Consider the following 19,271-nt stretch of genomic DNA (forward strand, 5'->3'; position numbering starts at 1 on the left):
AGTGCCGACCCCATGTCCAGGTCGGAGTCGGACGGGCTGATGAATCCAGCCTGTGCCTCTCCGCCCCGGAAAGGAATGATCGATCCGCCTCCATCGGCGTGACCGCAGCGGTCACGCCGACCGGAATCCGCGCACTCGGAAGGCGCTTCGCGGGTCGGCCCCTTGCCCTTGCCCAGTTGTCAGTTGCACGCCCGATAGGCCGGGGTGATGGTGGGAAGTGAAGCTCGATTGAGCATCGAAGGGATAGTCCGATGACTGAAAAGAAGGCTGAACTCTACACGCTCGACCTGACGGATGCGCGCTGGGTCAAGAGCAGCAAGAGCACGATGACCACCAGTCCTTACTGCGTAGAGGTGGCAGACCTCGGTGGCGGAGCCGTTGCGATCCGCGACTCGAGGAGAACGGACCTGCCCCCGCTGCGGTTCACCGCGCAGGAATGGGCAGCGTTCCGAGAGGGCGTCCGCGAGGGCGAGTTCGGCTAGAAGATCCCGCATTTGACCAGGGGCCACGTCGGCCCGGCTGCACCGGAGAGTGGGCCGGGCCGGGGTGGTCGCATCATGCTGAAGCCCCAGCACTACCCGAACTTCACATACTTGTAGACGTGCCCCACGGCGCCGGGCTCGATGGAGCTCTGGACTTCGCCCTTACAGCCCTTGGACTGATACGAACGCACCGTCCGGCTGGTGTAGTTCGACGCATAGAACGGGGGGTTGTCCCCCTTCAGGGAGTAACAGCGGCCCGACTGCGGGGAGGACAGCGCTCCGTCCTGCCCACCCAGTCCGGAGGTACTCCAGTAGAAGCCCCCGTCAGCCGCGTGCGCGGACACCGGCAGCGCCAGCAGAACGGCCGCCAGCAGTCCCGGGCCGGCCGCTCGCACGGCCTCCCCACCCATCATTTCCATGGACTCCCGCCTTTCGAATATTTATCACGCATGCCGCCTCCGATGAAACATCGAATTGAGAATCCAATTCCCAAGGCGCACTTTTGTTTGCTTGCTGGTGTGCACATCGGTGCCATAGACGGACACACCGGAAATCTTCTGCGGGCATTTATTCAAATCATTGCAGAGCTGGTGGTAGACATCCAGGTAATGCACCCCCGGATATTTCTTGCTGAATTCCAGGAGAATCCCGGACAGCAAGACCGCCACCGAGCCCGGGACATGCGCAAAGGTAGACCCGAACACATATACCGGAGTCCTCCTTCTGGAGAGGATACGGACGGCCCGGTCAAGATTGGTGACGAACCTTCTCCGCGCCTCGCCGTCGCGAATCGTCACCGGCTTTCCACCCCGGTCGATCTGCTGCTCGGCCGCATCCCACTGGACGCTCAGCAGAACCGCGTCCGGACGCACCCTGTCCATCAGGTAAGGCCACTCGACGTTCCATTTCGGGCAATTTTTGTTCGGCATCGGATTGATCGGCTCACGGATCCCGCAGGCGAGTGCGGAGGCATCCTTGACCTTCCCCTTTCCACCGAAGGCCGCAGCGATCCCGGTGGCCGCATCCCTTGCCCAGGAATCCCCGACCACCAGCACCTTCTTCCCTTCGGCGCCCGGCAGCAGGGCAGGAGACCCCCAAGGGGGCAGGCCGGTGTTACGCAGAGACCGGGACGTCTCAGGGAAAAAACATGGAGCCGCATAGCAGGGAATATCAGAATGCGGAGACCTGAATTCTTGAACAACTCCGGGGACCCCGCCCGACCAGCCCGAGATGCCGCCCGCCAGACACAGGGAAAGACCCTTCATCGCTCGGCGTAGAGGCATTATCACCAGTCCCTTCGTCAACAGGTCCCTGGAACTCGGATTTGCGACCTCAGAACGTACCTGGGGAGAGCCGGGCGACCGCGCGACACGGGTCGGCAGTACGGTACTTCACCGGATCGGCCCAAGCCGTCCGGAAGATTTCCTCCGGATGATGCACCGACGGGCGCGCCAGAACCTGGCAGTAGCGGCGGATGGCTAATCTCCCGATGGACAATCCGATTGCTCCCGAGTCGGACTCCCTAGAATTCAGGTGGGTAATCATGGTGCAACGAAGAATTCGCCGGCTCGGCGTCGCAGGAGTGGTCACGGTGCTGGTGTGCGGGTGCTCTCCACACCATGCGGAAAAGAAGGCGGCGGCACATTCCGAGGCAGGCCCGGCCAGTGCGGGTGAACCCCACTACGGGACAGCAGTTCCCCCGCTCGGCTCCCCCTCGCTGTCCCCCGCAGTGACCGGGAAGACCGTACTGGTGGTAGGGGACTCCTGGTCCGCCAGCATCGGCCGGGGCATGAGCGAGGTCGGTGCCTCTCACAACACCGTCGTGAACGCGGGACTCGGCGGCTGCGGAATCATGCTGCCCGTGGGCAAAGAGACCCCGGAGACCTGTCGCAAGTGGCCGGTCCAGTGGCCCTCCTATCTGAAGAAGTACCAGCCCGATGCCACCTTGCTGACAGTCGGTTTCTGGGATGTCACCCCGCAGCGGCTGGCAGGCGACGCGGAGCCGCTCGATCTCACCTCTCCGGCCCATGAGAAGGCATTCCGGGAGCGTCTGAACCAGGCCATCTCCATTCTGACCAGCCGGAACACCCCCTTGTACCTGATGACTTCGCATCAGGTCGGCAATCCGAAGTACCGTGCCTCCGCTCTGGTGATGAACCGGGTCCTCCGGGAGGCCTCAGCGAAACACCCTGGTGTGCGACTCCTCGATCTGCGCGGCCAGTTGTGCAATGACAAGGGGTGTCCCCGGGTCCTCGCAGGAACACAGGTCTACGACCCCACCGTCCACCCCACCAAACCCGCCCGCGCACGCCTGGCCAATTGGGCTCTGAATGCGATGTTCACCAGGGGTGGTGCCTGAGGTGTCGCCGGCCCTTGGACAACGTCCGGCCACAGCTGAAGGGGAGGCACTGCACGGGAGAATCGATTCGATCGACGGCCTACGGGCCGTCGCCGTCGCCGCGGTCATGGCCTTCCACTACGGGCTCGGGCTGGACGGCGGATTCCTCGGCGTCGATCTGTTCTTCGTCATCTCGGGGTTCGTCATCACCCGGCTGCTCCTGGCGGAACGAGCCCGCACCCCACGCCCTTCACTGGGGAGCTTCTGGTTCAGGCGGGCCAAACGACTCCTCCCCACCGTCCTGCTCGTGGTCGCTGGCGTCCAGGCGTGGATGCTCCTGGAGGATCCTCCGGGACTCCGTCCCACCGTGAACGCCCAGACACTGGCCGCTCTCACGTACACATCCAACTGGTACGCGGTCCTGGGACACGTCGGCTACTGGGACGTGGCCCAGGAGCAGGCCCCCCTGAACCATCTGTGGTCGCTGGCCGTCGAGGAGCAGTTCTATCTCCTCTGGCCTGTCCTGCTGATCGGGCTGACCGCCTGGGGTACCGGACGGATCCGCCGTCCCGACAGGCTGCTCCTCGCGGCTGCCGCGGTCTGCTACCTGCTGGCGTACCTCCTCAGCCTCCCCGGCGCCCATGAGCGCGCCTATCTGGGCACCGACACCCGGGCCGGGGCTTTGCTGCTGGGGGCCGTCATCGCGTTCCGCCCCGGTCTGTTCTCCCGGCTCTCCTGGCCCGCGGCAGCGGTCCTCGGCCTACTGTGGTGCACCGCGGACATCGGCTCGGCCGCCTTCTACGCCTGGCAGCTGCCTCTGGCAGGGATCTCGGCAGTCGCGTTGATCGATGCCGTCGCGCACGGAGAGCTGTTCCGCAAGGCACTCTCGTCCCGTCCGCTGCTCTGGCTGGGACACCGCAGCTACGGGCTCTACCTGTGGCACTGGCCGGTATGGGTCTACCTCGGTGTCAACCACCCGGAGTGGAGCCAGGGGACGAAGGTGCCCGTAGCCGTCTGTGCATCGGTCCTGCTCTCCGCGGCCGGCTACCGGCTGGTCGAACGTCCCGTTCGAACCTCGTCGTGGCGCCCCCGTGTGCTTCTTCCAGCTCTGGCCGTCTGCGGTGCCCTGGTTGCCCTGACCACCGCGGCCCCCGTGACCGCACCTGTGGACGCCCACGACGGCCCGATCGTCACGGGGCCGAACGCACACTGACGAGGATCAGGCCCCGTGGTGCGGGCGCGTCACCGCACGAGCTTGAGGAGCCGCCCCAGCGACTGCACCCGCGGCAGCTGCTTCCCTCAGCGGTCTCGCTCCGATCTCGGTGTGGGTAGGGTCGGTGGACATGACACGGGCTGCGGTAGTGGGTGTGGGAGCGGTGGGCGGCGTGGTGGCCGCGGGTCTGATGTCGGCGGGGCGCGTGGAGGTGACGGCTTGCGTGCGTTCGCCGTTGGGTGGACTGCGCGTCCTGCGGCCCGACGGGTCCGCTCTGGAGGCCTCGGTTCCCGAGGTCACCGACCCCGCCGAGATGTCGGCGGTGGAGTGGGTGGTACTGGCGACCAAGGCTCACCAGACGGCCGCGGCGCAGCCCTGGCTCAGCCGGCTGTGCGATGCGGGCACCCGCGTCGTGGTGCTGCAGAACGGAGTGGAACACCGTGAGCGCGTCGTGCCGCTGGCCGGCGCCGCCCGCGTCCTTCCGGCCGTGGTGGAGATCTCCGCCGAGTCGCGGAGCCGCGGCCACATCCGGCTGTTCGACCAGCCACGGCTCACCGTGCCCGAGGACGACGACGGCGCCGACTTCGCGGCCCTGTGTCAGGGCAGCGGTATCGAGGTGACATCAACCAGCGACTTTGTCACCGCGGCCTGGTCGAAACTGTGTCTGAACGCGGCGAACGGCGCCGTCACCGCGCTCACGATGCAACGGATGCCGGTCTTCGCCAATCCGCGCATCACCCAGTTGGGACTGGCGCTGGTGGAAGAGGCACGACAGGTCGCCACCGCGTCAGGCGCACGCCTTCCCGAGGACCTGGCGGACCGGGTCATCGCCCGGCTGCGAGCGATGCCGCCCGAGTCCGGCAGCAGCATGCTGTGGGACCGCCTGGCAGGCCGTGAACTGGAATACGACGCCCGTAACGGCGCCGTGGTACGGGCGGGTGCCCGACTGGGCATCCCCACCCCGTACAACGAGGCCGTCACCGCGCTCCTGGAAGCCGTGAGCGCATCGGGGAACCCTTCGTAGCGTCCCCCGCCCGGAGCAGAAGGGCCGGAGACCCGTCTGACATGACTTCTTCGCCCCGACGGGAGGAGCTCGGTCCGCGACGGACACCCCTTCCACCTCACTCGTCTGCACTGCGTGGATCGACAGCGAACGGTCACCCGCCGAGGCTGGGAGCTGACACAGGGGCCGTGCGTTGCCTCTTCAGGAGCCGCCCAGAGGGGATCACGACGCGACAGGCACGCGCCCCTGAGGGAAGGACGCGCCGCTGAAGGAAGGAGAAGGTACCTTCGCATGTCACACCGCACTGCCATGGTGCCGGAAGCCACCTGGGTGGCCAGGTGGGCAGGAGCTCTGCTGTGCCTCGTGGTGGCCGCCATCCACGTCGTGGACCAAGGCGGCATCACGGCAACGAGGGATCCCGCCTACATGGGCGTCGCCTACCACGTCCTGGAGATCGCCGCCGTGATCGCCGCGGTGCTGCTCCTCCTCGGCGTCGTACGACTGGGATGGCTGCTGGCGGTCGGGGTCGCCCTCGGCCCCCTGGTGGGCTACATCCTCTCCAGAGGGCCAGGGCTGCCCGACTACAGCGATGACATCGGCAATTGGACTGAGCCGCTCGGGCTGGTCAGCCTGGCCGTCGAAGGAGCCCTGCTCCTTTTGTCGGTGCCGCTCTTCGTGCGGAGCTTGCGTCGCAGAACCTGAAGCCGCGACGAGTGCTGGAGATCAGTGAGGACAGCGGCACTGTTCTCAAATGGCCGTCATGCAGGCAGCCAAAAGACTGAGTCCCACTCGACACGACGCCGGTCACCCCCGCGTCGAGCGGACGGGGTGGATAACTAGGTTTTCCACGCAATCAGATGAGTCGCCCCGAGGTCCCGACACCCCCGCACTCGGTTGGGGACTGCCTCGGACGACGCCGTCACCAGGCGGCCGAACGGGTCGGCTCACCGACCCGTTCGGAGGTTTGATGCACGTAGCCCGTGCCTTGCGTTCGATCGCTGCCGTCGCCTCAGTGGGAGCGGCGCTGGTGGCCTCCTCGGCGTGGTCCGCCACGCCCACCGCCAGAGCCACACCCAGGCCGGCCGTCCACGCGCACGCTACTCGGTCCCCCGACTCCGGCCCCGCGGTACACCACGACACCTCGCCACCGCTGCGTGACCTGGCCCAAGGATCCAGACGACTCCGGCGCGCCCCCCACGTCGCATCTCCCGGAAAGGTGCCGCACGCGTCCCTCGCCAAGGCCACGGGTCCCGACCGGGTGGTGCAGAACCACAAGGGCAACCGGGGCCCGATCCGGTTCGGCGTCAATTTCGAGGGCATCCGGGAAGCCGGGGGTGTCCCTCCTGACCCCAACGCCTCGGTAGGCTCCCGTCAGGTCGTGGAGATCACCAACTTCGATCTCGCGGTGTACTCCAAATCCGGTGCCACGCTACTGGGGCCGCTGACGACCCAGACCCTGTTCAGCGGGTTCGGCGGACCGTGCGAGACCGCTCAGAGCGACTTCCTCGGGGACCCCGAAGTCCGCTGGGACTCCCTGGCTCATCGCTGGATCATCAACCAGTTCGCCAGCGACGACGGAACCACGACGAATCGACTGTGCGTGGGCGTCTCCCGCACCGCGGACGCCACCGGCGAGTACTACCGCTACGAATTCGGATATCAGAACCTCCCCGACCACCCGAAGTTCGCGGTGTGGCCGGACGCCTACTACGTGGCCGCCACCGCCGCCGGGACGCTCTTCGAGGTGTGCGCCTGGGACCGGCACAGGATGCTGCGCGGAGCCGACGCCGACCAGCAGTGCTACACCGTTCCGGCATCGACCATCCCGCTCGGCTCGGACCTCGACGGCAAGACCCCACCCCCGCGGGGCGAGCCCAACCTGCTGATCAACCTCGGTCCCACCGACGACAGCCTGCAGTACTGGCGGTTCCACGTCGACTGGAGAAACCAGGCCCGCACCACCTTCACGGGCCCGAAGGAGCTCAAGGTGGCCCCCTACGTCCCGGCCTGTCAGAGTACCGATCCCACCCAGTGCGTCCCTCAGGCCGGCACCAACCAGAAACTGGACTCGCTCTCCTACTCACCCATGTACCGATTCGCCTACCGCAACTTCGGCGACCACCAGTCATTGGTCTTCAACCAAGCGGTCGATGCCCTCGGCGGCGTGGGCGTGCGCTGGTACGAACTGCGGTTGCGCCACGGCCAACCGGTCGTCCACCAGCAGAGCACCTATGCTCCGGGGCCCACGTACCGGTGGATGGGCTCCGCAGCCCAGAACAAGGTGGGCGACATCGCCCTGGGATACTCGGAGTCGTCCTCCCAGACCCATCCCTCGATCCGTGTGACCGGGCGCCTGGCACGCGACCCGCGGAACGTGATGACGTTCCAGGAAACCACCGTGTGGACCGGCGCAGGCTCCCAGACCGGGAGCAACCGCTGGGGTGACTACACCTCCATGGCGATCGACCCGGTGGACAACTGCACGTTCTGGTACACCAACCAGTACCAACCGGCCGATGGCACCGGAAACTGGAACACCCGTATCGCCTCCTTCCAGCTCTCCGACTGCCGCGCCCACCGCCGGCACGGCTAGCACCGCCACAGGTGACACCCCCGGCCGACGGCTCACCGCCGTCCGCCCCGGACCGCCCTGCAAGCCGGGGACTGCGGCAGGACCGCCGCAGTCCCCGGGCCATGGGGTTTTGAGTCCCCGGACGACAGGCTGCACGCGCTCCACGTGCTCGCCCTGGTCCTGGGGATGTGCCGGGGTGAGCTGCAGGGTGTCGACGCGCGCACGATCATGGAGGCGCTGGGGCACAGCACGATCACGATGACGCTCGACACCTACGCGCACGTAATGGACACGACGCTGAGGGCAGCGGCCGAGCAGATGGACGCCGCCCTCGATCTCGACGGGTCCGACGCCAAATCGGACGGTGAGGTGGAGCCGGACGCCGATCAGTGAGAGGCGACTCCGGGCGCGTTGATGTCACCGACTGATGTCAAAGGCCCGTTGGCATGATCCCAACGGGCCTTTGACCTTGTGCGCACTCGGCAGGATTCGAACCTGCAACCTTCTGATCCGTAGCTCTACAGAGATCGGTCATCAGCGGTCATACAGGCCGCCGGGAAGCCCCTGAGAGTCGGCGTGGGGCGCTACCGGTTGCCGGGGTTGCTGTACTTCGCTGCTGTACCGCCGGCCCAACGGCTCAGTACCGGAAGCGTGCGGTATCGCCGTGGATCCTCAGCAGGAAGTCTCTGATGACCTCACCCCCGCCTTCGGGCACCAATTCAAGGCCAAGCGCATAGATGGCCTCGTCGGCCGCGATGGCCGCGTCCTCGTCCTTCCGCTCCCATGCAGCCCGCGATGCGTCAATGAACGGCTTGAGGGCTGGCCAGCCAGTTGAGGGCTCGAACCGGCAGTCGGTCCAGAACATGTCGACGGCTTCGAGCGTGAGGACACCGACGACCTCATGACCTCGACGCAACTGCCAAACCTGCTCTTCCATCACAGCCCCCTTCATGGAGGTTGCACCGTATCGCGGCCGTGGCCTCACAGAGCACGGATCCGAGACCGCCCTGAACTGCCGTTCCGGCAGGAACTCACGACCTTCCCCAGCTCCCATCCCGTCCGCCGTCGACCCACACGCCTTCAAAGTCTGTTGGTGGCTCGTGGGGCCATGTGCAGGGTCGTTCACCTGTGTTCATGGTCGGCTGGCTGCCGATGAGGGGTTGGCTTGGGGTCTCGTCTGAACGGCTGTGAACGGGGCTGAATGAGACGGAAACTGAGACGGCGGCGCGCCTCCAGCTTCACGGTCTGAGCCGGTTCTGTTGAGGGTCGAAGCAGACAAGCCCCATGGAGTCTGCGAGGGTCGCCGCATAGGCGGAGGCTTCCTCGGCCCTGCTCCACTGCATCGGGGAGTAGACGAACGGGCCGCTGGCCTCTCCGATCAACGGCCCCGTCGACCAGGGCGAGGGTACCGACACTACGAGGGCGCCGAACGTCGGGCCGGTGTGGGTCGAGTCAGTTGACGCAGCCGGTCACCGGCGGGGCGCTGGGGGTGCAGTTGGTGGGGTTGTTGTTCGTCACGACGGTGGAGATCAGCGTCGTAGTGGCGCCGCTGTTGAAGATGCCGCCAGGAGCGGTGTTGGCGAAGTTGTAGGTGACCGAGCTGTCCGTGAGTGTTGCGATGGAGCCGAAGTCGTTGGCGATACCACCGCCCTGGCCGCCGCTGCCGATAACCCTGTTGGCGAAGACTTGAGTTCTGTTGAGGACAAGCGTGCTGCCTCCTGTGTTGTAGATACCGCCACCAAGGGTGTTGGTGCCGGCCGCTGTGTTGCCGCGGACGACGGTGTCGTTGAGGGTCGCCGTCGCAGTCCCGGCCCCGATCTTCTCGGAGTAGATGCCGCCGCCGAAGAGTCCGGCGGAGTTGTCGGTCACCCTGCTGTGGTCGAGGGTCAAGGTGCCGTTGCTGTAGATCCCGCCGATGCTGTTGCGAGAGGTGTTGCCGGTGATGTCGCTGTTTCGGACTTCTGCAATGCTGCTTTCCAGGTCCATGGCGCCTGAGAAGCGCGCCGTGTTGTAACTGAGTTTGCTGGCCCGGACGGTAACCGCGTTACCGTTGTCGCTGGCGATCGCTCCGCCTTGAAGGTCGGAGAAGTTCTTGGTGAGCGTGACCGCGTCGAGTGTGAGTCTGGCACCGCTGGCGCGGAGCCAGATGCCGCCGCCCCGGCCCGACGTGTGACCGTCCCGGACGGTGAGGTCTTTGAGGGTGAGGTCTCCGTTCGGTCCGTCGATCTGGAAGATGCGGAAGTCGGTCGCGGAGACGCGTCTGATGGTGCTGTCGTTGCCGAGGATGGTGATCTTCGTGGTGATCACGGGCAGACCGTTGGAGTCGTTGTCCGGCGTGGTGAGCGTGTAGGTGCAGTGCTTGGCAAGCCTCAGTGTCCCACCGCCTGCGGCGTTGACGTCGAAGACCGCCTGCTTGAGGGCCGCCTCGCTGCACCGGACGTGGTCACCTCCGGAATTGGCGGTCGCCGGGGCCGTGGTGCCCACAGTGACGGACGCGACCGTAAGGGCCGCGCCGATAAGAGCCCGGAGTGTGAACATGCGTGTCTGCCTTCTCTCCAGCGATGGGGTCGCACATGTTTGAAGCCCCTGCCTCTAATGCCCGAAACGCGGGGGCGATTGTGCGCAACCTACGAACCGCCGTTCGTTTCCAGGCGGCAGCCGTGCCACCTGTTCCCCCGTATGTACTCAGACGAGTACGCCAAAGGGGCCCTGCCTGGCGCCACGGAGTCACGCGCTGGGCACTCGTTGCTCAACCCACCACACTCCCCAGCTCCCATCCCGTCTGCCGTCGACCCACACACGGTGGAGCGGGCGCGGTTCAGGGCGTCAAGGTGGAGCGCGCCGCTGTACGAACGACCTTGACGCCCTGGGCCGCGTCTGCTCGGCTTTGCCTGGGTCGATGGCGTACGGGATGGGAGCTCCCCGCGCACGCCACTATGGAGCCGCGGTCGGCTACGGCGCCCCCTGCTCCCGGTGTCGGCCGATCCCCCGCCGGAGGCAATGTCTTGACCGTGGGCCGCTCTATGCGGTGATCGACTCATGGCCTCTGGCCCTATCGATGTGTGGGCGCGCGTCGGCGCAGCGCGGGCGGAGCGGGCCGGAGGCAGGAGCGTCGCCCGGAGCGGAGCCGGGAAGCGCGCCCGGCGAGGCGGAGCGCAGCCGGGTGCCTTGATCTACCCGTACAAGAACGGCTTCGCCGCGTACGTCTGGGTCGACACCCCGGACGGTAAGCGCAAGCGGAAGTACGTCTACGGCAAGACCCGCGACGAGGTTCACGACAAGTGGATCAAGCTGCACACCGAGGCGAAGAATGGGCCGGTAGCCACTCGGCACCGTACCCTCGCTGTCTTCCTCTCCTACTGGCTCAACGAGATCGTGAAGCCGAACCTCGCGCCCCTGACATACGTCTCGTACGAGGGTTCGGTGCGGCTCTACATCGATCCGTACCTAGGAGCGAAGCGGATCGACAAGCTCACGGTCCGGGACGTGCGCGAGTGGATCAATAAGCTGGTGGCCACGTGCCAGTGCTGTGCTCAAGGCAAGGACGCTAAGCGTCGACGCGAGGCTCAGCTCTGCTGCGCTATCGGGGAGTGCTGTGAGGCGCACCCGTCGCGACGTGTCGTCCAGGTGGCTCGTGATGATCTCCGTGCAGCCCTCACCCATGCCGTGACGGAGGAGGAGATCAGCAAGAACGTGGCCTCTCTGGTCAAGGTCCCCAAGCCTCGGCGGAAGAAGATCAAGCCGTGGTCAGTCGCCGAGGCGGGCCGGTTCCTGGCCGACTGCGCCGCTCGCAGCGATCACCTGTTCGCGGCCTGAATGCTCGTGCTCTGCCTCGGCCTTCGCCGGGGTGAGGTGCTTGGCCTGACCTGGAAGTCGATCGACTTCGAAACCGGCGAACTCTATGTGGATCATCAGATCCAGCGGGCCGGACGCCAGATCCTGCACCGTGAGACCAAGACCGAGGAATCCGACGACTTCCTTCCTGTGCCAGCGCTCTGCCTGAAGGCGCTTCGCCTGCGTCGCGCTCAGCAGATCGGCGACCGGAAGGCGGCTGGAGATCTCTGGCAGGACACTGCCGGTCTGGTCTTCACCACGAAGTACGGCACCCCGATCGAACCAGGCAACCTCACCCGCATGTTCGGCTTGCGGGCACGCCGCGCCGGGGTCCGGGTCATCCCACTGCGGAACACCCGACTGCCATGGGCGGTACCGGCTGACACGGTTGCTGTACTTCGCTGCTGTACGGCACGACAAAGCCCCCTCCGGAGTGATCCCGAGGGGGCTTTGACCTGTGTGCACTCGGCAGGATTCGAACCTGCAACCTTCTGATCCGTAGTCAGATGCTCTATCCGTTAAGCTACGAGTGCTTGTTTTGTTTTTCTTCGCCGTTCCCGGCCCTTCCGGCCCGCTCGCGGCGACAGGAAGAACATTACATGACTGCCGCCGCCATGTGAAATCCATTTGGCACACCCCTTGTGAACTGGGAAAACGCACCGCAGGACGGTGGGCGCGGCGCCCCGGGGCGAGGGTGGAAACGCCGAAGCCCCGGTCGCGTGGACCGGGGCTTCGGTGATCAAGCGCGGAGGCGGAGGGATTTGAACCCTCGATGGGCTTTAAGGCCCAAACCGCATTAGCAGTGCGGCGCCATAGACCGGACTAGGCGACGCCTCCAGCACAACCTCTCACGCGAGCGCGCGATTGGTGCGTGCAGATGATGACACAGCCTAGCGGGCTGTCACCAATTGACCCCTACGGTACTAGGCGGGAAGGCCACAGGGCAAAGCACTGGGCCGTGAGCCTCGGGGGCTTCGCCGTCGTCCCGCGGTTCCACGGAGCGCCGGCGGGGTCGCACCCCACCCGCCCCGTCCGTCCCGCCCGACTCACCGGGTCCACCTCTTGCTCGGCCGACCGGGCGGATCACCGGTCCCGGAGCGCAACCGACTCCTGGTGCCGCCGTTAACCAGGGCATGTTCCAGATCACCTCGCGCGCCATGGTCCTCGGCGCCGTCGCCCTTCTGTCGGCCGTCTCGGCGCCCGCCACCGCGTACGCCCACGGCCGCCTCCCCTTCCCTGGTGACCGGCTCGTCGTCACCGTGCGCCACACGGGGCCCGCGGACGGAACGTATGTCCTGCGCTGCCACCCGGGCAGTGGCAGCCACCCGGACCCGGCTCGTGCGTGCCAGGCACTGGACCAGCGGACCGTCTGGGGCCGGGACCCGTTCGCCAAGGTGCCGCCCCGCAGCCTGTGCACGCTGGAGTACGGCGGTCCGGCCACCGCGCGCGTCACCGGCATCTGGGCCGGCCGGCCGGTCGACGCCCGGTACAACCGCAGCAACGGCTGCCAGATCGCCCGCTGGGACAATCTCGTCCCGCTGCTGCCGGACGTGCGCTCGCAGACCCCGTCCCGCAGGGCCACCATCGGCGCGGGGTGGCGCCACGGGTGATATGCCGCTTCCGCGCGCCGGCCTGCCCAGTCACAGGTTCTGCGTCACTTCCGCGTGCGACCTCCCTCTCATCCGGCGCCCGGGGCCGGGCCACTGCCCGTAGACTCCCTCGCGTGACACGCAGCGGGCCGATTGGCAAGATGGCCCCGCGGTCGGCAAGGTGCGGTAACAGGGAGGAAGCGTCTCGTGAGCAGCAGGCCATCCCGAGGCGCTGCTCGCCTCGCTGCCATACTTGACGCGCTTCCCGACGCATTGGTGCTGGTCAACGCCAACGGAACCGTCGTCAACGCCAACACCATCGCCCTCGAGGCCTTCGAAGCGCCCGGAACCGCCCTGGTGGGCCGCGGCCTTCTGGATCTTCTGCCTCACTTCGACTCGCGGCTGATCCCCGGGTCGATGCGGCGGCCGGACTCCACCGACTCCAGCGGGCGCACCAAGCCGACGCGGATGACGGCCCGCCGGACGGACGGCAGCGAGTTCCCGGTCGAGGTCACCAGCGCCCACCTCGAGGACGGCAGGCAGGCGTACGACGGCTCCGGCTACACCGGCGACGAGCTGCTGATGCTCGTCGTCCGCGATCTGTCGGGCACCGTCGACACAGAGGCCGAACTCGCCCGCTCCCAGCGCCAGACCGAGATGATCCTCCGGGCCGCGGCCGAGGGCGTGGTGGGCACGGACACCGACGGGCGGATCGTGCTGGTCAACCCCGCCGCCGCCCAGATACTCGGCTACCGCGCCAGTGACCTGGGCGGCAAGGAGCTGCACACCCTCGTACTGCACTCCCGCGAGGACGGCGCCCCGTTCCCGTACTCGGAATCCCCGCTGCACGACACCCTGCGCTCCGGGCGCAAGCACCGGGTGCGCGGTCAGGTGCTGTGGTCCAAGGCCGGGCACCAGGTGCCGGTCGACCTGACGACCGCGCCCGTGCGCGACGGGGAGCAGCTCGTCGGCGCCGTGCTGACGTTCACGGACCGGCGCCCGCTCGAGTCGCTCACCGCGGAGCGGGACGATGCCGTGAAGCGGCATGAGGACGAGCTGGCACGGCTCGCCGAGGAGCACGGGCAGGAGCTGGAACGGCTCGGCGAGAAGCACAGCGCGGAACTCGACGGGCTGCACGAGAAGCACACGGAGGAGCTCGCGGCCGGTGACGAGCGCTACGCCGCGCTCGGGGAACGCGAGAAGGACCGCTACGAGGCGCTGGCCGCCCGGCACGACCAACTGCTCGCGATGCTCGGCCAGTCCCTGCGCGGCCCCATCGAGGAGCTGCGCGGTGAGCTGGCCAAGCTGGCGGCGGACGACGCCGGCCAGCTGTGGCCCGAGGCCAACCAGGTGCTCCATCACCTCGCGGCCGGTTACTCCCGCATCACGACCCTCGTGAACAACGTCCTCGGCTACCAGCGGCTGGACTCCGGCGCCGACGAGCTCGTACGGACCGCCGTGATGCTCGACGCGGTCGTCGCCGCCGGTGTCGAGGGCGCCATCGAACTCATTGGCCCCGGCCGTGTGCAGTTCGCCGTGCACGCCCCGCCCATCGAGGCCGAGGTCGACCCGCGGCGCCTCGCGCAGGCGCTCGCGCATCTCGTCGCGGACGTGGCGGGCGTCGATGCCACGGGCAACGCGCCCGTCACGGCGGGCGGTTACATGGACAACACCGTCGTCGTGGCGGCAGCCCAGCGAGGCGAGGTCGTCCGGATCGAGGTACGCGGCCCGTACGCCGGGGGAGACCCGGTGCACCAGCCGATCGTCGGCGGCATCGTGCGTGCGCACGGCGGTGTGCTGCAGACGCACGAGGTTCCGGGCATGAGCGGCAACGCATACGTGCTCGAGGTGCCGATCGGAGGCGGTGCGGGTGCCATGGCTGCGCCCGCGGTCGCAGTGGCCTCGGACCGGCCCGGCGCCGAGCTCGCTCCGATCGAGAACGCACCGGTCGAGCAGGCCGCCCCCAAGCAGCAGAGCGGCGGGCGCCGCCGGGCCCGACGGTCGTCCGTCGACGCCTTCCTGGAGAGCGAGGTCGGCGCCTCCGCGCCCGCCCCCGCGCCCGCATCCGACACGGCGGCAGCGGCACCCACCGGACGGCGCAGGCGACGCTCGGCCGAGGAGCCCGCCGCCGGTACACCCGCCCTCACGGCGGCCGCCCCGGGTGACGGTGCCCCGGAAGCCCCGGCGTCCGGTGGCACGGGACGGCGGCGCGGACGCCCGAGCCCGGCCGAGAACGGTGCCGAAGCCGTTGCCGAGGGTGCGGTCACGACCGCCGCCGAGCACGCCGCCGGGGCCCCGGCGGCCGGGCTGGGGGAGACCGTGCCGCCCGGGGGTGTCCCCGTCGCCCCCACCGGCCGACGCGCGCGCCGCAACGCCGAGCCTCAGGCCCTGCCGCCGGCGCTGCCCGCGGCCTCCGCCACCCAGCCCTCGGACGACGACACCGGCGGCGATCCGGCCGCCGACACCGATGCCACGCCGACCGGGCGCCGCCGGCGTGCCCTGGCCGCCGCGAACGAGCGCGCCGCCGCCGCGGATTCCGCTCCCCGTACGGTGTTCGCGCTGCCGCCCGCCGAAGCGGATCGCGTGCCGGAACGGAGCATCCCCGCCCCCGGCCAGGCCGTCGAGGGCCGCCACGACCCAGCCCCGCACGACCGAGCCGAGGACCACACCCCGCCGCAGCCGCACCCGGTGCCGGCCACCGCGTCGGTGCCGCCCCAGGGTGCGCCCGCGCGGAAGGCCTCGCAGCCCGTGCCCGCACAAGGCGTGCCCGGCCTCGCCACGGCCGCTCAGGCCGTTCCGCCGCAGGGGCTCAGGCCTCAGAACACGCCGGGAGGCCAGGGAGGATCCGGGCAGCCACTGCCGGTGCCCGCCACCGTGCCGCCCCAGCCCCTGCCCCGGCAGCCCGTCGCCGCCCCGGGGACCATGACGCAGCCGCAGCCGGTGCCCGCGCAGGGGACCCCCGCGGGCGGCGTACCTGCCGCGGCCACCCCCGCCACCGGCACTCCGGTGCCCCCGGGGGCCTGGCCCGCCTCCGCGGACACCCCCGGAACCGGGACGCCCATACCGCAGCAGTCCACTCGGCAGTCCACTCCTTCCGCGGGCACCCCGCTGCCTCCGGAACGGGGTGCCGCACCAGGGGCTCCCCGGCCGGGTACCGCCAAGCCTCGGGCCGCCCAGCCGCTGCCCGCCGAGGCGAGCGCGCCCGTCGACCCGAACTCGACACAGGGACGGGCGTTCAGCGTGCGGACGCTCGGGCAGGGCGTGCCCTTCGCACGTCAGAGCGCGCAGCCGGGGGCCGTCCAGCCCCGCCCTCAGTCGGCCACGCCTCCCCCGCATCAGCCGAGCGCTTCGGGTCGCCGCCGCAAGCTGGGCACACCGCCCGAGCCCACGGGCCAGCACCCCGAGACGACGGCCCGCCCGCATCCGCAGGCCACGGTCGCTACGGCGGCCTCGGCGGCCACGCCGGCTCCGCTCCCGGCGCAGCCCTCGCTGGCCGGAAAGTCGCGTCTGACCGGAGCCACCGAGGGCGCCGGCCGGTCGTACGCCATAGGGGCCCCCGACGAGAACGCCGCCGAAGGCCCCGAGCCGCTCGACGGACCCGGCGGGGCCATCGAGGTCGCCGACCGGCCCCAGGCCCAGCCGATGGACGACGAGCTGCCCCCGGAGCCGCTGGACAATCCGCGGCGGCTGCTCGTGTGGCCGGAGCCGGATGCCACGACCCAGCAGGCGCTCAGCGACCGCGGCTACCGGCCCGTCGTCGTCAACTCCCGTGAGGAGATCAGCGCGCAGATCGCCGCCTTCCCGGCCGCGCTCTTCGTGGACCCGCTCACCGGCCCGATCACACGGACCGCTCTGCAGTCGCTGCGCCAGGCGGCGGTGGCCGCCGAGGTGCCCGTACTGGTCACGGCGGGACTCGGACAGGCGACGCGCGAGGCGGCGTACGGCGCCGACCCGGCCGTGCTCCTGAAGGCGCTCGCGCCGCGCGACTCCGAGCAGCATCCGCCGCGTGTCCTGCTCATCGAGGAGCACGCGGAGATCGCACTGGCGCTCACGGCGGCGCTGGAGCGGCGCGGTATGCAGGTCGCTCGGGCGGCTTCGGACGCGGACGCGGTCACGCTGGCGGCGCAGATGCGGCCGAACCTGGTGGTGATGGACCTGATGCAGGTGCACCGCCGTCAGGCCGGAGTCGTCGACTGGCTGCGTGCCAACAAGCTGCTCGACCGCACCCCGCTCGTGGTCTACACGACCGCCGTCGACCAGGCGGAGCTGCCGCGGCTGGTCTCGGGGGAGACGGTCCTGTTCCTGGCGGAGCGCTCGACGAGCGACGAGGTCCAGGAGCGGATCGTGGATCTGCTGGCGCGGATCGGCACCAACTGAGCGCCCTTTGGAAGGGACGTATAACACAAGGGGTGCTGTTTCACGTGAAACAGCACCCCTTCTCTGATCTCTCCGTGTCCGCGCGCAGCCCTGGCGCCGCGACGAGGGGCAACCGGCCCTAGATGTGCGTGACGTCCAGTTCACCAGCGGCGTACTGCCGGCGCAGGACCTTCTTGTCGAACTTGCCGACGCTCGTCTTGGGCACCGACTCGACGACGGTCCAGCGCTCGGGGAGCTGCCACCTGGCGATCCTGGCCTCCTCTTCGAGGAAGGAGCGCAGGGTGGCGAAGTCGGCGGTGGCGCCCGCCTTCAGCACGACGGTCGCGAGCGGGCGTTCGCCCCACTTGTCGTCCGGAACGGCGACCACGGCCGCCTCGGCGACGTCCGGGTGGGACATCAGAGCGTTCTCCAGATCCACCGAGGAGATCCACTCGCCGCCCGACTTGATGACGTCCTTGGCCCGGTCGGTGAGGGTGAGGAAGCCATCGGGGCTGATGGTGCCGACGTCACCGGTCTTGAGCCAGCCGTCCTCGCTGAACTTGTCGGCCGGGCGCAGGGGTTCGGCGTCGGGGCCGTTGTAGTACGCCCCTGCGATCCATGGGCCGCGCACCTCCAGCTCGCCCGCGGACTCGCCGTCCCAGGGCAGCCGTGCGCCGTCGGGACCGGTGAGGCGGGCCTCTACGCCCGCGGGGAAGCGCCCCTGGGTGAGCCGGTAGGCGAACTCCTCCTCTGTGCCGACGGCGTGGGCCGGGGGACGGGAGACCGTGCCCAGCGGGGAGGTCTCCGTCATGCCCCAGGCGTGGCAGACCCGCATGCCGAGCCGGTCGAAGGCCGTCATGAGGGAGGGCGGGCAGGCCGAGCCCCCGATGGTGACCTGGCCGAGGGTCGAGACGTCGCGGGGCCTGGCGGTCAGCTCGGCGAGCAGGCCCTGCCAGATGGTGGGGACGGCGGCGGCATGCGTGGGCCGCTCGCTCTCGATCATCTCGGCGAGCGGGGCGGGCTGCAGGAAGCGGTCCGGCATCAGCATGTTCACGCCGGTCATAAAGGTCGCGTGCGGCAGCCCCCACGCGTTGACGTGGAACTGCGGGACGACGACGAGCGAGGTGTCCTGGTCCGTCAGGCCCATGGACTGCGTCATATTGACCTGCATGGAGTGCAGGTAGATCGAGCGGTGGCTGTACACCACGCCCTTGGGGTCGCCCGTGGTGCCGGAGGTGTAGCACATGGCGGCGGCCCGGCGTTCGTCGAGCTCCGGCCAGTCGAAGGCCGTGGGCTTGCCCGCGATCAGTTCCTCGTACTCGTGGACCTGTGCGCGCGTGCCGTCGAGGAGGGCACGGTCGCCGGGGCCCGAGACGACGATGTGCTCGACCGTCGGCAGCTGCGGCAGCAGCGGCGCGAGCAGCGGGAGCAGCGAGCCGTTGACGATGACGACCTTGTCGGCGGCGTGGTTGACGATCCACACCAGTTGCTCGGCGGGCAGGCGGAGGTTCAGCGTGTGCAGGACGGCGCCCATGGACGGCACGGCGAAGTACGTCTCGACGTGCTCGGCGTTGTTCCACATGAGCGTCGCGACCCGGTCGTCACCGCGGACACCGAGGTCGTCCCGCAAGGCATGCGCGAGCTGGGCCGCGCGGGCTCCCGCCTCGGCGAAGCTGCGGCGCTGCGGCTCGCCCTCTCCCGTCCAGGTGGAGATCCTGGACGACCCGTGCACCCGCATGCCATGCAGGAGGATGCGGGTGACGGTCAGCGGTACATCCTGCATGGTGCTCAGCACGGCATCCTCCGGAGCGACATGTTCCTACGCGTGGGTAGAGGGCTCCGCTGATTCTGCGCACATACCAAGTGGTATGTCACTAGGGCCGG

14 protein-coding genes, 2 tRNA genes and 1 pseudogene are annotated in these 19,271 nt (G+C 68.8%); 10 read left to right on the top strand and 7 right to left on the bottom strand.

What is annotated here, in order from left to right:
- Positions 1-251: 251 nt before the first annotated feature.
- The gene (locus ABZ845_RS23805; RefSeq protein ID WP_360982860.1) at positions 252-482 is read left to right on the top strand and encodes a DUF397 domain-containing protein; all 231 of its coding nucleotides are present in this window, start codon (positions 252-254) and stop codon (positions 480-482) included.
- A gap of 92 nt (positions 483-574) precedes the next feature.
- Here ABZ845_RS23805 and ABZ845_RS23810 read toward each other — a convergent pair whose 3' ends face one another.
- A complete protein-coding gene (locus ABZ845_RS23810) occupies positions 575-901 on the bottom strand; it encodes a hypothetical protein (protein WP_360982862.1) in 327 nt (108 codons plus the stop codon).
- A 24-nt stretch (positions 902-925) separates the two neighbouring features.
- On the bottom strand, positions 926-1,765 hold the full coding sequence (locus ABZ845_RS23815) for an SGNH hydrolase domain-containing protein (RefSeq protein WP_360982951.1): 840 nt from the start codon (positions 1,763-1,765) through the stop codon (positions 926-928).
- Between the two features lie 260 nt (positions 1,766-2,025).
- On the opposite strand from ABZ845_RS23815, the gene ABZ845_RS23820 reads away from it, so the two are divergent.
- The 6 genes from ABZ845_RS23820 (at position 2,026) to ABZ845_RS23845 (ending at position 8,001) form a co-directional block, all read left to right on the top strand.
- Positions 2,026-2,841, top strand: coding sequence for an SGNH hydrolase domain-containing protein (locus ABZ845_RS23820; protein WP_360982953.1), 816 nt, complete (start codon positions 2,026-2,028; stop codon positions 2,839-2,841).
- Between the two features lies 1 nt (position 2,842).
- Positions 2,843-4,033, top strand: a complete 1,191-nt coding sequence (locus tag ABZ845_RS23825) for an acyltransferase (protein ID WP_360982864.1) — start codon at positions 2,843-2,845, stop codon at positions 4,031-4,033.
- Between the two features lie 130 nt (positions 4,034-4,163).
- Positions 4,164-5,057 (top strand): 2-dehydropantoate 2-reductase, encoded by an 894-nt coding sequence (locus ABZ845_RS23830; protein WP_360982866.1) that lies wholly within the window; start codon positions 4,164-4,166, stop codon positions 5,055-5,057.
- Positions 5,058-5,327: 270 nt separating this feature from the next.
- Complete coding sequence (locus ABZ845_RS23835; protein WP_360982868.1) at positions 5,328-5,738, top strand: hypothetical protein; 411 nt, start codon at positions 5,328-5,330, stop codon at positions 5,736-5,738.
- A gap of 514 nt (positions 5,739-6,252) precedes the next feature.
- The gene (locus tag ABZ845_RS23840; RefSeq protein ID WP_360982870.1) at positions 6,253-7,629 is read left to right on the top strand and encodes a hypothetical protein; all 1,377 of its coding nucleotides are present in this window, start codon (positions 6,253-6,255) and stop codon (positions 7,627-7,629) included.
- Between the two features lie 144 nt (positions 7,630-7,773).
- On the top strand, positions 7,774-8,001 hold the full coding sequence (locus ABZ845_RS23845; RefSeq protein WP_360982872.1) for a hypothetical protein: 228 nt from the start codon (positions 7,774-7,776) through the stop codon (positions 7,999-8,001).
- A gap of 244 nt (positions 8,002-8,245) precedes the next feature.
- Here the strand turns inward: ABZ845_RS23845 and ABZ845_RS23850 are convergent, their stop codons facing one another.
- Both ABZ845_RS23850 and ABZ845_RS23855 read right to left on the bottom strand, forming a co-directional pair.
- The gene (locus ABZ845_RS23850; protein WP_360982874.1) at positions 8,246-8,545 is read right to left on the bottom strand and encodes a hypothetical protein; all 300 of its coding nucleotides are present in this window, start codon (positions 8,543-8,545) and stop codon (positions 8,246-8,248) included.
- A 515-nt stretch (positions 8,546-9,060) separates the two neighbouring features.
- Entirely contained in the window at positions 9,061-10,146 is a 1,086-nt protein-coding gene (locus tag ABZ845_RS23855) for a hypothetical protein (protein ID WP_360982876.1), read from the bottom strand.
- A 630-nt stretch (positions 10,147-10,776) separates the two neighbouring features.
- Between ABZ845_RS23855 and ABZ845_RS23860 the strand changes: the two are divergent.
- Positions 10,777-11,802: pseudogene (locus tag ABZ845_RS23860) on the top strand (site-specific integrase); the annotation flags it as partial.
- 100 nt (positions 11,803-11,902) lie between these two features.
- Here ABZ845_RS23860 and ABZ845_RS23865 read toward each other — a convergent pair.
- Positions 11,903-11,975: transfer RNA gene (locus ABZ845_RS23865), tRNA-Arg, on the bottom strand.
- Between the two features lie 213 nt (positions 11,976-12,188).
- Positions 12,189-12,279: transfer RNA gene (locus tag ABZ845_RS23870), tRNA-Ser, on the bottom strand.
- A gap of 296 nt (positions 12,280-12,575) precedes the next feature.
- Between ABZ845_RS23870 and ABZ845_RS23875 the strand changes: the two genes are divergently transcribed.
- Together ABZ845_RS23875 and ABZ845_RS23880 are read left to right on the top strand one after the other, a co-directional pair.
- Positions 12,576-13,052 carry an SSI family serine proteinase inhibitor gene (locus ABZ845_RS23875; RefSeq protein WP_360982878.1) on the top strand — a complete coding sequence of 159 codons (477 nt, stop codon included), beginning with the start codon at positions 12,576-12,578 and terminating at the stop codon, positions 13,050-13,052.
- Positions 13,053-13,238: 186 nt separating this feature from the next.
- Positions 13,239-17,408 carry a PAS domain-containing protein gene (locus tag ABZ845_RS23880; RefSeq protein WP_360982880.1) on the top strand — a complete coding sequence of 1,390 codons (4,170 nt, stop codon included), beginning with the start codon at positions 13,239-13,241 and terminating at the stop codon, positions 17,406-17,408.
- A gap of 118 nt (positions 17,409-17,526) precedes the next feature.
- On the opposite strand, the gene ABZ845_RS23885 is transcribed toward ABZ845_RS23880, so the two are convergent.
- Positions 17,527-19,182, bottom strand: a complete 1,656-nt coding sequence (locus ABZ845_RS23885; RefSeq protein ID WP_360982882.1) for a long-chain fatty acid--CoA ligase — start codon at positions 19,180-19,182, stop codon at positions 17,527-17,529.
- Positions 19,183-19,271: the final 89 nt, after the last annotated feature.

The sequence above is a fragment of the Streptomyces sp. NPDC047022 genome, from assembly GCF_040644155.1.
Classification (GTDB): domain Bacteria; phylum Actinomycetota; class Actinomycetes; order Streptomycetales; family Streptomycetaceae; genus Streptomyces.